The organism is Pseudoroseomonas ludipueritiae (genome assembly GCF_014490445.1).
Taxonomy (GTDB): Bacteria; Pseudomonadota; Alphaproteobacteria; order Acetobacterales; family Acetobacteraceae; genus Pseudoroseomonas; species Pseudoroseomonas ludipueritiae.
The window spans coordinates 1-12023 of record NZ_JACTUZ010000139.1 but is presented as its reverse complement, the minus strand read 5'-3'; the positions used below and the strand labels follow the sequence as shown (position 1 = coordinate 12023).

General features: G+C 71.4%; 9 protein-coding genes, 1 other RNA gene and 1 pseudogene. 3 read left to right on the top strand and 8 right to left on the bottom strand.

Annotation, left to right across the window (positions count from 1 at the left end; genetic code table 11):
• From ftsL to IBL25_RS20620, 6 genes are all read right to left on the bottom strand, one after another.
• Positions 1 to 412, bottom strand: a 412-nt coding sequence (gene ftsL / locus IBL25_RS20645; RefSeq protein WP_456315877.1) for a cell division protein FtsL, incomplete at its 3' end; no start/stop codon positions are given.
• Entirely contained in the window at positions 397 to 1347 is a 951-nt protein-coding gene (gene rsmH / locus IBL25_RS20640; RefSeq protein WP_187780391.1) for a 16S rRNA (cytosine(1402)-N(4))-methyltransferase RsmH, read from the bottom strand. The genes rsmH and ftsL, both read right to left, overlap by 16 nt.
• A complete protein-coding gene (gene mraZ / locus IBL25_RS20635; protein ID WP_187780390.1) occupies positions 1344 to 1814 on the bottom strand; it encodes a division/cell wall cluster transcriptional repressor MraZ in 471 nt (156 codons plus the stop codon). Before mraZ ends, rsmH begins: the two co-directional genes overlap by 4 nt.
• Before the next feature lie 286 nt (positions 1815 to 2100).
• Positions 2101 to 2518, bottom strand: an RNA gene (gene rnpB, locus IBL25_RS20630) — RNase P RNA component class A.
• Between the two features lie 64 nt (positions 2519 to 2582).
• A complete protein-coding gene (locus tag IBL25_RS20625) occupies positions 2583 to 3332 on the bottom strand; it encodes an N-acetylmuramoyl-L-alanine amidase (protein ID WP_379656201.1) in 750 nt (249 codons plus the stop codon).
• Between the two features lie 19 nt (positions 3333 to 3351).
• Entirely contained in the window at positions 3352 to 4122 is a 771-nt protein-coding gene (locus tag IBL25_RS20620; RefSeq protein WP_187780389.1) for a TerB family tellurite resistance protein, read from the bottom strand.
• 181 nt (positions 4123 to 4303) lie between these two features.
• Between IBL25_RS20620 and IBL25_RS20615 the strand changes: the two genes are divergently transcribed.
• The 3 genes from IBL25_RS20615 to IBL25_RS20605 are packed head-to-tail and all read left to right on the top strand — an operon-like array spanning position 4304 to position 11357.
• Positions 4304 to 7945 (top strand): hydantoinase B/oxoprolinase family protein, encoded by a 3642-nt coding sequence (locus tag IBL25_RS20615; protein WP_187780388.1) that lies wholly within the window; start codon positions 4304 to 4306, stop codon positions 7943 to 7945.
• A complete protein-coding gene (locus IBL25_RS20610; RefSeq protein WP_187780387.1) occupies positions 7945 to 10857 on the top strand; it encodes an AsmA family protein in 2913 nt (970 codons plus the stop codon). The genes IBL25_RS20615 and IBL25_RS20610 overlap by 1 nt, the downstream gene beginning before the upstream one ends.
• A complete protein-coding gene (locus IBL25_RS20605; protein ID WP_187780386.1) occupies positions 10854 to 11357 on the top strand; it encodes a GNAT family N-acetyltransferase in 504 nt (167 codons plus the stop codon). Before IBL25_RS20610 ends, IBL25_RS20605 begins: the two co-directional genes overlap by 4 nt.
• On the opposite strand, the gene IBL25_RS20600 is transcribed toward IBL25_RS20605, so the two are convergent.
• Positions 11354 to 11635, bottom strand: a complete 282-nt coding sequence (locus tag IBL25_RS20600) for a ribbon-helix-helix domain-containing protein (protein ID WP_187780385.1) — start codon at positions 11633 to 11635, stop codon at positions 11354 to 11356. The genes IBL25_RS20605 and IBL25_RS20600 overlap by 4 nt on opposite strands.
• Before the next feature lie 155 nt (positions 11636 to 11790).
• A pseudogene (locus tag IBL25_RS20595) lies at positions 11791 to 12023 on the bottom strand (hypothetical protein); the annotation flags it as partial.

The following is a 12023-nucleotide window of genomic DNA, read 5'->3' as shown; positions in this document are numbered from 1 at the left end:
CCTCGGCAGCCGGGGCCGGGGTGGCGGCGGCAACGGCCGTGGGCGCGGCGGGCTTGGCGGGCGTGGCCTCGGCCACCGCCGTCTCGCCGGTGGAGCCGAAGAGGTTCACGGGGCCGGAAAAGGCCATGGCCACCGGCAGCCGCCCGCCCAGATCGGCCAGGCGGATGAACTGCGCCGGCGTCATGGTCTCCAGCGGCAGGTACTTCTGGGCCACCACGCGCAGCCGCTCCGGCTCGTTCAGCAGGGCCCATTCGGCCTTCAGCACCTGGGTGCGGTCGCGGGCCTGCTCGATGCGCCTGGTCAGGTCGCGCAGCTCGCGGTCCAGCTGCCGGGCCGAATCCTCGGCGCGGTACACGTTCCAGCCCACGACGCAGAAAGCCGTGATGGCGATAATGGTCAGGGGGCGGAACATGGAGCCTCCTCAATCTTCTCAAGGGCCCGCAGCCGGGCAGAACGGGCACGCGGGTTGGCCGATGTCTCGGCCTCCCCGGGACGCAGGGCGTTGTTCACCACCAGCCGGAAGGGCGCCGCCTTCCGTTGATGATCCCCGGCCACGGGCAGGTGGCGGGAAATTCCGGGTGCGCGGCCGGCGGCCTGCTGCATGAAGCGCTTGACCAGCCGGTCTTCCAGCGAATGGAAGGCCACCACCACCAGCCGGCCACCAGGGGCCAGCAGCTCGGCCGCGGCGGCGAGGCCGCGCTCGACCTCGCCCAGCTCGTCATTCACCTTCAGGCGCAGGGCCTGGAAGGAGCGGGTGGCGCTGTCCTGGCCGGAAGGGTCGCGCGGCATGCAGGAATGGATGACGCGCACCAGCTGGGAGGTGGTCTCGATCGGCGCCTCGCGCCGGGCGGCCACGATGGTGCGGGCGATGCGGCGGGAATGCCGTTCCTCGCCCAGTTGCCACAGCACATCGGCCAGCTCGGCTTCCGGCAGGCGGTTCACCAGATCGGCCGCCGATGGGCCGCTCTTCTCCATCCGCATGTCCAGCGGACCGTCGAAGCGGAAGGAGAAGCCGCGCTCCGCCTGGTCGATCTGGAAGGAGGAGATGCCGAGGTCCAGCACCACGCCGTCCAGCTTCCCCACGCCCTGCTCCCGCATCAGCTCCAGCATGTCGCCGAAGCGGCCCTGCACCAGATGCAGCCGGCCGGGGAAGCGCGCGGCCACGGCGGCGCCACGGGCGATGGCATCCGGGTCGCGGTCGATGGCGTGCAGCGTGCAGTTGGCGGCCGAGAGGATGGCGGAGGCATAGCCGCCGCCGCCGAAGGTGCCGTCCAGATAGATGCCGCCATCGCGCGGGGCGAGGGTGTCCAGCACCTCCCGCAGCATCACGGGGATATGGCCGCTCATGCCGCGCCTCCCGGAGTCGCGCCGGGTGCGCGCATGGTCAGGCCCCGCTCGCGGGCGCGGGCACGGGCTTCCTCGGTGTGACGCTTGGCAGCGCCGGGCTCCCATATCTGGAAGATCTTGCCGAGGCCGACGAAGGAGATCGACTCGCCCAGGCCGGCATGGGCGATCAGTTCCTCGGGCAGCATGATGCGGCCCTCGCCATCCGGGCGAGTGGGGAAGGCATCGGCGAAGAGGGCCGCCGCCATGTCGTCGCCCGCGTCGGAAAACACATCGAACTGATCCATGCTGCCAGCCATCGCTTCAAAGGCGGGCATGGGCCAGGCTTCCAGGCAGGGCGCCCGGTGAGAGGGACGGAGCACGATCTCGTCGGTTCCGAGACGCGCCAATTCGGCGCGGAACGGAGCGGGCACGGAAGTCCGCCCCTTCCGATCCAGCCGATTGGTATGTGTCCCCATGAACCGGGCCATCTGTCGCCGCCAATCCCCCTTCGCGGCATGCCTTGCGGCACAGCTAGACCGGGAAGCGGCCGGTGAGGTCCCCCGACCTCACCGGCTCACCCGACCATCCCGGTCCCGATCCTCAGCCCCCCCGAGCTTCATGGATCGTTCATGGGATGGCATGGGATATCACGGGTTGTAACCGGGCGGCAAGCGCTAAACCCCGTGTGGACGGAACGTGAATACACATTAAATCAATAGGTTGAAGCTGATGCTTCACCAGCAACCTGACAAATGATGCGAACTGTGTCTGAGGTGCGTCAGACGGCCTGTAAGCCGGGTTCTGTCCACCCGCCGGATGCGACTCCGGCGGGATAGGCGACCATTCCTCTGGGACTCGGCTTGCGCCGAGCCTCTCGCGGCCAACCCGGGGAACGGGGCGGAAAAAGCCCCTGCGGTCGGTACCCTCTCGGGCCATCCCGCCGGTTCCCCCTATTCGGCCTTGCTCCCGGTGGGGTTTACCCTGCCGCCCCTGTCGCCAGGGGCGCGGTGCGCTCTTACCGCACCGTTTCACCCTTGCCTGCGGGGCCGAAGCCGCGCGGGCGGTTTGTTTTCTGTGGCACTGTCCCTGGGGTCGCCCCCGCCGGTTGTTGACCGGCACCGTATTCCCGTGGAGCCCGGACTTTCCTCCAGCAAGGGATCGCTCCCCAGCCAGCGGTCGCCCGGCCGTCTGACGCGGGGGTCAAGTGCGCCGCAGGCCCTGGAAAGTCAATCGCTAAGCGGCCGATTCGCAAGGGTTCAGCCGGCGAGGCTCGCCGGGCTGGCCGCTTCCTCGCTCAGCCGCAGCACCGCTTCCAGCCGGGCCAGGGTGCCCGAATCGGCCTCGCCATCCACACGCTCCTGCCGGAAGCGGCGCTGAAAGGCGCTCAGCGCCACGCGCGGGCGGGCTGGGTCCACAGGATAGCCGATTCGCGCCAGCAGCTCCGCCGCGCGGGCCAGCCCACCCTCCGGCCGGTCGGCACCGCTGCCGTCCACGCCATTGGGCCAGAAGCCGATGCCATTGGCAGCCAGCCCTTCCCAGTCGAACAGCTCACCCGGGTCCTGCTTGCGGTCGGGGGCGATGTCGCTATGCGCCACCACATTCTGCGGCGGAATCGGGTGGCGGCCGAGAATGTCGAGGCACAGATCGGCCACCGCCGCCATCTGCAGGGCGGGGAAGGGGCGGTAGCCCCATTCATGGCCGGGATTGACGATCTCGATGCCGATTGAGCGGCCGTTCAGCGTGTCATGCCCGCGCCAGAAGGAGACCCCGGCATGCCAGGCCCGCCGCTCCTCCGGCACCAGCCGCCAGACCAGCCCGTCCTCCTCCACCAGATAATGGCAGGAAACGCGGGGCAGCGGCGCAGGCGGGTTGATGTCGCAAAGCCGGTCCAGCGCCTCCCGGGCCGTCTTCATGCCGGTATAATGCAGCACCAGCATGTCGATGGGCGTGCCGGCGGGGCGCTCGTCGTGGTTCGGGCTCAGGCGTTCCCGGAAAGCGGGCATCATCGCAGCCACCGCCCCTCGCTCACAGGTTGCGGGCCCGCTTGATGCGGTCCCAGGCGGCGTTGATCTCGGCCACCTTGCGGGTGGCGCCGCGCACCAGCTCCTCCGACACGCCGCGGGCGGCGAGGCTGTCCGGGTGGTGCTCCCGCATCAGCTTGCGCCAGGCCTGCCGCACCTCGTCATCGCTGGCGCCGGCGGGGACACCGAGCACGGAATAAGGGTCCACGCCGATCGGCTCGGCGGCGCCCGGGAAGCCGCCCCCGGCGCGGCCGGCGCTGGCACGCTCGCCGGCGGCCTCGTCCAGCCGGAAGGCGGTGCGCACCTTGGCCAGGAAGACGGCCTCGCCCCGCGTCATCGGCCCATCGGCGCGGGCGATGTGGTGCAGGGCGGCCAGAACTTCCTCGAGCATCTGCGGCTGGTCGGCGAAGGCCACGCCCATGCGGGCGGCGAAGGGCTCGAAGCCGCCCACTTCCTCCCGCGCTCGGTCAAAGAGCAGGCCCACATCGCGCATGTTCTCGTCCGGGATGCGGAAGACGCGCTTGAAGGCGTCGATCTCAATCCGCTTCACCGGCCCGTCGCTCTTGGCCAGCTTGGCCGAGAGCACGATGACGCCGATGGAGAAGAGCTGTTCCTTGCTGCGGATCTGGGCCGCCAGTTCCGGACGCGGGTCGAATTCCGGCGCGCGGTTGCCTTCCTCGGCCGCATGGCCCAGCGCCGCGCCCATGACGGCGCCGAAGGGCCCGCCCATCGCGAAGCCCGCCACGCCGCCGATGATCTTGCCCCAGAGGCTCAAGCCCAGGCCGCTCCCTGCTCAGATGCCATTCGCTCTAGCCCCCCTACCATGCCGCACAGCCCCCTGCCATGCCGGGCTTGTGCCATGCGGCTCGCAAAGGCGTGCTCCCCGCCGCTGAAACGGGTTGCATGGCGGGCGGCCGGGCGCCACACCGGCACGGTTGGTGGACTGGAGATACACAATGGGCGCGGCTGGCTGGCAGTTCTGGGTCGATCGGGGCGGTACCTTCACGGATATCGTGGCCCGCGACCCCGAGGGGCGGCTTTCCACCCGCAAGCTGCTTTCCGAGAACCCGGAGCGCTACCGCGACGCGGCGGTGGCGGGCATCCGCGCCTGCCTGGGCCTGCCGGAAGGCGCCGCCATTCCGCCGGGGATGGTGGAGGCCGTGAAGATGGGCACCACCGTCGCCACCAATGCGCTGCTGGAGCGCAAGGGCGAGCGGGTGCTGATGCTGGTGAACCAGGGCTTCGCCGACATGGCGCGCATCGGCAACCAGGCGCGGCCCCGGCTCTTCGACCTCGACATCAAGTTGCCGGAGCTGCTGCACGAGCAGGTGGCCGAGATCGGCGGCCGCATCGGCCCCGACGGCGCCGAGATCGCGCCGCTAGACGAGGCCGCTGCCCGCGCGGCGCTGGAAGCGGGCTTCGCCGCCGGCATCCGCGCCGTGGCCGTGGTGCTGATGCATGCCTGGACCAATCCGGCGCATGAGCAGCGGGTGGGCGAGATCGCGCGTGAGGTCGGTTTTACGCAAGTCAGCCTCAGCCACGAGGCCAGCCCGCTGCCGCGCATCGTGCCGCGCGGCGATACGGCGGTGGTGGATGCCTATCTCTCCCCCATCCTGCGCCGCTACGTGGAGCAGGTGGCGGGCGAGTTGCGCCCGGAAGCCGGGGGCGAGGCCGCACGGCTGTATTTCATGCAATCCTCCGGCGGGCTGACGCTGGCGGAAAAGTTCCAGGGCAAGGACGCCATCCTCTCCGGCCCGGCGGGCGGCATCGTCGGCGCCGCGCGCACGGCGGCTATGGCGGGCTTCGAGCGCATCATCGGCTTCGACATGGGCGGCACCTCCACCGATGTGGCGCTCTATGCCGGAGCCTTCGAGCGTGCCTTCGAGACGGTGGTGGCCGGCATCCGCATGCGGGCGCCGATGATGGCCATCAACACCGTCGCGGCCGGCGGCGGTTCTGTTCTTCATTTCGACGGCGCCCGCTTCCGCGTCGGCCCCGATTCTGCCGGCGCCGTGCCGGGCCCCGCCAGCTACCGCCGTGGCGGCCCGCTGACGGTGACGGATGCCAATGTCATGGTGGGCAAGATCCAGCCCAGCCAGTTCCCCGCCATCTTCGGCCCTGGCGGCGACCAGCCGCTGGATGCCGATGTGGTGCGGGAGAAATTCACCGCCATGGCAGCGGAGATCGCCGCCGCCACCGGCGAGGCGCCGCAGGACCCTCGCGCGGTGGCCGAGGGCTTCCTCCGCATCGCCGTGGCCAATATGGCGCATGCCATCAAGCAGGTCTCGATCCAGAAGGGCCACGACGCCACCCGCTTCGCCCTGCAATGCTTCGGCGGTGCCGGCGGCCAGCACGCCTGCCTGGTAGCGGATGAGCTGGGCATGGAAACGGTGTTCATCCATCCCTTCGCCGGCGTGCTTTCCGCCTATGGCATGGGGCTGGCGGATCAGAGCGTGATCGGCGAGGCGGCGGTGGAAACCCCGCTGCGGCCCGAGGGCATGGCGGAACTCGCCGCCAAGCTGGACACCCTGGCCGAACAGGGCCGCGCCGACCTGCTGGCCCAGGGCAACGACGCCGCCCGCCTGCGCGCCGAGCGCCGGCTGCACCTGCGTTATGCCGGCACCGACAGCTTCCTGCCCGTGCCCTTCGACGAGCATGACGCGGTGTTGGAAGCCTTCACGGAAGCGCATCGCCGCCGCTTCGGCTTCGCCACGCCGGAACGCCAAGTGGTAGTGGAAGCCTGCGTCGTGGAAAGCATCGCGGCCGGTGAGGCCGTGGCCGAGCCCGCGTTGCCGCCCCGCCCGGCGGGCGAGAGCCCCGCGCCCCTGGCTACCGTGCCGCTCTTCACCGCCGGCGCTGAGCATGCCGCCCCGGTCTTCGACCGTGATGCCCTGCTGGCCGGCGACTGCATCCCCGGCCCGGCGCTGATCCGCGAGGCCATCGCCACCACGGTGGTGGAGCCCGGCTGGACCGCCGAGGTCACGCCGCTGAACCATCTGGTGCTGCGCCGCACCGCCGCCCGCGCCAATGCCGTGGTGGCCGATGCCAGCAAGCCGGACCCGGTGCTGCTGGAGCTGTTCAACAACCTCTTCATGAGCATCGCCGAACAGACCGGCACGGTGCTGCAGAACACCTCGCTCTCGGTCAACATCAAGGAAAGGCTGGATTTTTCCTGCGCCCTTTTCGATGCCGAGGGCCGGCTGGTGGCCAATGCGCCGCATGTGCCCGTGCATCTGGGCGCCATGGGGGAAAGCGTGCGCACCGTGATCCGCACGCGCGGCGCCACCCTGAAGCCCGGCGACGTGGTGGCGCTGAACAACCCCTATAACGGCGGCACGCATCTGCCGGACATCACCGTCATCACGCCGGTCTTTGACGAAGCCGGGACGGAAATCCTGTTCTTTGTCGGCTCGCGCGGCCACCATGCCGATATCGGCGGGCTGACTCCAGGCTCCACCCCGCCCGAATCCAGAACGCTGGAGGAGGAGGGCGTCGTTATCGACGATTTCCTGCTGGTGGATGGCGGCACGATCCGCGAGGCCGAGTTCCGCGCCCTGCTGTCCGGTGCCAGGTACCCGGCCCGCAGCCCGGACGTGAATGTCGCCGACATCAAGGCGCAGATCGCCGCCAATGAGACCGGCGTGCAGGAATTGCAGCGGGCCGTGCGTGCCTTCGGGCTGGATACCGTGCGCGCCTATATGCGCCACGTGATGGACAATGCGGAGGAAAGCGTCCGCGCCGCCATCGAGAAGCTCTCCGACGGCAGCTTCACCTATACCATGGACGATGGCCGCCCCTTGAAGGTGGCCGTGCGGGTGGACCGCGCCCGCCGCAGCGCCACCATCGACTTCACCGGCACCGGGGAGCAGAGCCCCGGCAATTTCAACGCGCCCCCGGCCGTGCTGCGCGCCGTGGTGCTCTACTGCTTCCGCTGCCTCGTCGGCGGTGACATTCCGCTGAACGACGGCTGCCTGGTGCCGCTGGAGATCGTGCTGCCGGAAGGCACCTTCCTTTCGCCACGCCCCGGCGCCGCCGTGGTGGCGGGCAATACCGAGGTCTCCCAGGCCGCCTGCAACGCGCTGCTGGCGGCGCTGGATGCCTGCGCCAGCGCCCAGGCCACCATGAACAACCTGCTCTTCGGCGATGACCGCTACCAGTATTACGAGACGGTCTGCGGCGGCGTCGGCGCCGGGCCGGGCTTCAACGGCGCCTCGGCCGTGCAGACCCACATGACCAATACCCGCATGACGGATGCCGAGATCCTGGAGCTGCGCTACCCGGTGCGGCTGGAGGAATTCTCCATCCGCCGCGGCTCCGGCGGCGCCGGGCAATGGCATGGCGGCGATGGCGTGCGGCGGCGCATCCGCTTCCTGCGGCCGATGCAGGCCATTGTCGTCGCTTCCCGTCGCGAGGTGCCGCCGCATGGCCTGCATGGCGGCGCCCCCGGCGCCCCGGGCCGGCAATGGGTGGAACGGCTGGACGGCAGCATCCATGAGATGGGCGGCCGCGACCGCGCCGAACTCGCCGCCGGCGAGGTGCTGGGGCTGGAGACCCCCGGCGGTGGCGGCTGGGGCCGTGAGGGAGACCGCGCCATCTGATGTCCTGGCCTCGTCGCATCGCGCTCGGGCTGCTGGTGGCGCTGCCGGTGCTGCTGGTGGCGGCGCTGTGGTTCGGCCCGCGCCTGACCGACTGGAACACCCACCGGGACCGGCTGGCCATCCTGGCCGCCGGGCGGCTGGGCCAGCCGGTGATGCTGACCGGGCCGGTGAAGCTGGCGCTGCTGCCGCAGCCGATGCTGGAAGCCGGCGGTGTCATCATCGGCGAGTTGCAGGGCGGTGGGCCGGATGGCAGCCTTTCCATCCAGGCGCGCGCGCTGCGGCTGCGGCTGGACCTGGGTGCCCTGCTGCGCCTGCAACTGGAGCCGCGCGAGGTGGTGCTGGTGGGGGCCGAGATCCGGCTGCCCTGGCCGCCGACCTCCGGCCAGTCCTTCCGCCCGCCGCCCTGGCTGACCGGGCTGCGCGGCCGCATCGAGAACAGCCGCATCACCATCGGCAATGTGCCGCTGGAGAATGTGACGGCGGAACTCGCCGCCGGCAGCGCCACCGATGCCTTGCGCATCGACGGCCGCTTCCGTTGGCGCAACCTGGACGCCACCTTCAACACCATCCTCGGCCGCCCCGGCTGGGACGATGCCGCGCCGCTGGACCTGACGGTGGCGGCGGCCAAGGCATCGCTTTCCGCCAGCGGCGTGCTGCTGCCGGAGGGCGGCTTCGAGGGCACCATCCAGGGCGGCGGCAATGACCTCGCGGCGCTGGTGCCCGGCCCCGGCGGCGCCTTCCGGCTGCGCGGCGCGCTTTCCGCCTCGGCGGACCTGCTGACCGCCAGCGAGCTGACGATGGACCTGGCCGGCAGCCCGGCGCGCGGTGCCGCCACCCTGCGGCTGGCGCCGGTGCCCCGGCTGGACCTGGCGCTGATCACCGGGCGCGTGGCGCTGGACCCCTGGGTGGCGGCGCTGCGTAATGCCTCGGCCCCCAGCCTGCCCTTCGGCGTCGATCTTTCGGCCGAGGCCGCCACGCTGCGCGGCATCACCCTGCGCCGCTTGCGCGCCGCCGCCTTCGTGGAAGGCGAGAGGCTGACGCTCTCCGATGTCTCCGCCATCCTGCCGGGCGATACCGAGATCGAGATGTCCGGCGTCACCAGCGGGCGGCTGCGGGAGGCCGGCAGCAAGCTGGAAGCTGCCATCCGCTTCCGCGGCAGCGCCCTGCGCGCCACATTGCTGGCGCTGGGCGCGCGCCTGGAGGCCACCGACCCGACCCTGCTGCGCCAGGGCGAGGGCCGCATGCGGCTGGTGCTGGAGGAAGCCCAGGCGGCCATGCCGGAATTCACCGCCACGGTCGATGGCGCGCGGATTTCCGGCGCGGGCGTGCTGCGCTTCGGGGCGCGACCTGCCCTGGGCCTTGGCCTGACCTTCGACCGGCTGGACCTGGACAGCTGGCTGCCGCAGCACCTGGACCTGATGGCCATGGCCACCCGCAACCCCGGCTGGGACGCCAACCTGCGCCTCAATGCCGAGCGGGCAAGCTGGCGCGACCTGGCCATGGAGCGGCTTTCCGTCGATGCCGCCATGGAGGCCGGGCGGCTGACGGCGCGCCGCGTCGCCGCCCGCATCGCCGGGGCCGAAGTGGCGCTGAGCGGCATGCTGGCCCCCGGCAGCGCCGCCAATGCCCCGCCGCGCCTGACGGACATGGCGCTGGAAGTGACGGCGCCGGTGGCCCGCCCGCTGCTGGCCTTCCTGCCCGGCACCTGGGACGAGACCGCGCCCATCACCACCCAGCCGCTGGCCCTGCGGCTTTCCGCCAATGGCGCATTGAACGCGCTGGCGCTGCGCGGCGGGCTGGACCTGGGCGAGGCGCGGCTGGAAGCCAATGGCACGCTGGACGCCATGGCACCGCGCTATGCCGGCATCCTGACCCTGCGCCACCCCGGCGCCCAGCGCCTGCTGGCCGAGGGGCTGGGCAGCAAGCCGCCGCTGTGGCTGGGGGAGGGGTCGCTGTCACTGATCGCCACGCTCAATGCGGCGCGGTCCGGCGGGCAGATGGAGAATTTCGACCTCGTGGCCGGCGAGATGCGCCTGGGCGGGCAGCTTGGCCTGGCCCTGGCCCCGGCGGCGCGGCCGCGCCTGACCGGCCGGCTGCAAGCCGAGCGCCTGCCGCTGCCAACCCCGGCCGGTGGGGAGGAACCGCTGGTGCTCTGGCCGCTGGGGCTGGTGGATGCCGACCTGACCTTGCAGGCCGCGCGCGCCATGCCCCCCTGGCTGCCGCCGCTGGAGCAGCTTTCGGCCGGCCTGCGACTGAATGGCGGCATCCTGCAACTGGACCAGCTCCAGGCCCTGCTACGTGGCGGCAAGCTGGAAGGGGCGGCTGTTGTGGATACCACCGCCTCGCCCCCGGCCATGACGGCGGAGCTGCGGCTGAACGGCATCGGCCTGGATGCGTCGCCGCCTGATTGGCCGCTGAGCCTGACGGCCGGACAACTGGATGGCGAGCTGTCGCTGCGCGCCGCCGGCCACAGCCCTGCCGCCTTGCTGACGGGGCTGGATGGCACGGCGCGCCTGGGCGCGCGCGGCGGCATCCTGGCAGGCGCCGACCTTAATGCCGCCCTGCGCGCCACCACCCAGCCGGATGCTGGGGCCGAGGCGGCGCTGCGCGCGGCTTTGGCGGAAGGCAGCACCGTCTTTGACCGCATGGAGGCCGTGGCGCGGCTACGGGCCGGGCGGGCAGTGATCGAGCAGGCGGGCCTTTCGCTGGGTGAGCAGGCCGTGGCCAGCGCGGGGGGCGAGGTGGACCTGGCGCATGGCGGCATCGACCTTTCCCTGCGGCTGGCGCCGCCGGAAGGGCCGGAGCTTGGCCTGCGCATGACCGGCCCGCTGCGGCAGTCGCGCCGGCTGCTGGATATCGCGGACTGGCTGCGCTGGCGGGCGGAGCAGCCGCGCCCCGCCACGGCGCCATGATCACGCTGCAGCCGGTGACGCGGCAGGATGCGCCGGCGCTCATCGAGGCCAATGCCGCCCACCGCGCCTACCATGCCCCCTGGGCCTATCCCTTTACCGACGAGGCCGGCTTCGACGCCTGGTTCGCGCAGATCCTGACCGGGCCGAATGTCTCGCTGCTGGCGCGGGAGGCGGCTTCGGGCGGGATCGTGGGCGTGGTGAATATCAGCCAGATCGTCGCGGGCGCCTTCCAAAGCGCCTTTCTCGGCTATTACGGCATGCCGGGTTTCGGCGGGCGCGGGCTGATGACCGAGGCGGTGCGGCAGGCGGCGCGGCACGGCTTCCAGCGACTGGGCCTGCACCGGCTGGAAGCCAATATCCAGCCCGGCAATCTTCCCTCCATTGCCCTGGTGAAGCGGCTGGGCTTCCGCCTGGAGGGCTTTTCCCCGCAATACCTTAAGGTTGGCGGGGAATGGCGGGACCATGAACGCTGGGCGGCCTTCGAGTCGGACCTGCGCTAGAGTGGATCGTGATCAGGTGGAACCACCTGATCGGGGGAAAGGCCCTGGCGCGACTCCAGCGCATGGACGCGCAGGGCACTGGCCAACGGGGTATCCGCCTCCAGCCGTGCCTCGTCCACCGCCTGCACCAGCCGTGCCAGGGATTGCCCCTGCGTAGCCGCCAGCTTCTCCAGCGCGCCCCAGAAGGCAGGCTCCAGCGCCACGCTGGTCCGGTGCCCGGCCAGCGAGAAGGAGCGCTTCTCCAGATGCGCGCCTGTCACCTCAGCCACCCGTTGCATCGGCCCCGGCGGTGCGGGGGCTGTGGGACTCAGTGCTGCTGGTCATGGGGTCGGCCTCGGCGCGGGTCTCTTGGCCTCATGGAGAAAGGGCGGCGGGCCGTCAAAAGCAACACCCCCGGGAAGGGCTTCCCGGGGGTGTTCCGAAGCTGGCCTGCTTACCAGGCGTAGTAGCGCGGCGGCGGCGGGGGCGGTGCGTAATACACCTGCGGCGGCGGCGCGTAATAGGTCACCGGTGGGGCGTAGTAGACCGGTGGCGGGGGCGGCGCGTAGTAGACCGGCGGCGGCGGAGGGGCAGCCTGCGCCGCACCGGCTACCAGGGCGCCGACCGCCAGGCCACCGATGATGCCGGCGGCGACGGCGCCACCGCTCGGGCCGCGGCGGTGCCAGC

Coding starts and splice junctions, on each gene's coding strand:
- rsmH (WP_187780391.1), bottom strand. CDS start 1,347: ATGAGCGGCCATATCCCCGTGATGCTGCGGGAGGTGCTGGACACCCTC.
- mraZ (WP_187780390.1), bottom strand. CDS start 1,814: ATGGCCCGGTTCATGGGGACACATACCAATCGGCTGGATCGGAAGGGG.
- IBL25_RS20625 (WP_379656201.1), bottom strand. CDS start 3,332: ATGATGCCCGCTTTCCGGGAACGCCTGAGCCCGAACCACGACGAGCGC.
- IBL25_RS20615 (WP_187780388.1), top strand. CDS start 4,304: ATGGGCGCGGCTGGCTGGCAGTTCTGGGTCGATCGGGGCGGTACCTTC.
- IBL25_RS20610 (WP_187780387.1), top strand. CDS start 7,945: ATGTCCTGGCCTCGTCGCATCGCGCTCGGGCTGCTGGTGGCGCTGCCG.
- IBL25_RS20605 (WP_187780386.1), top strand. CDS start 10,854: ATGATCACGCTGCAGCCGGTGACGCGGCAGGATGCGCCGGCGCTCATC.
- IBL25_RS20600 (WP_187780385.1), bottom strand. CDS start 11,635: ATGCAACGGGTGGCTGAGGTGACAGGCGCGCATCTGGAGAAGCGCTCC.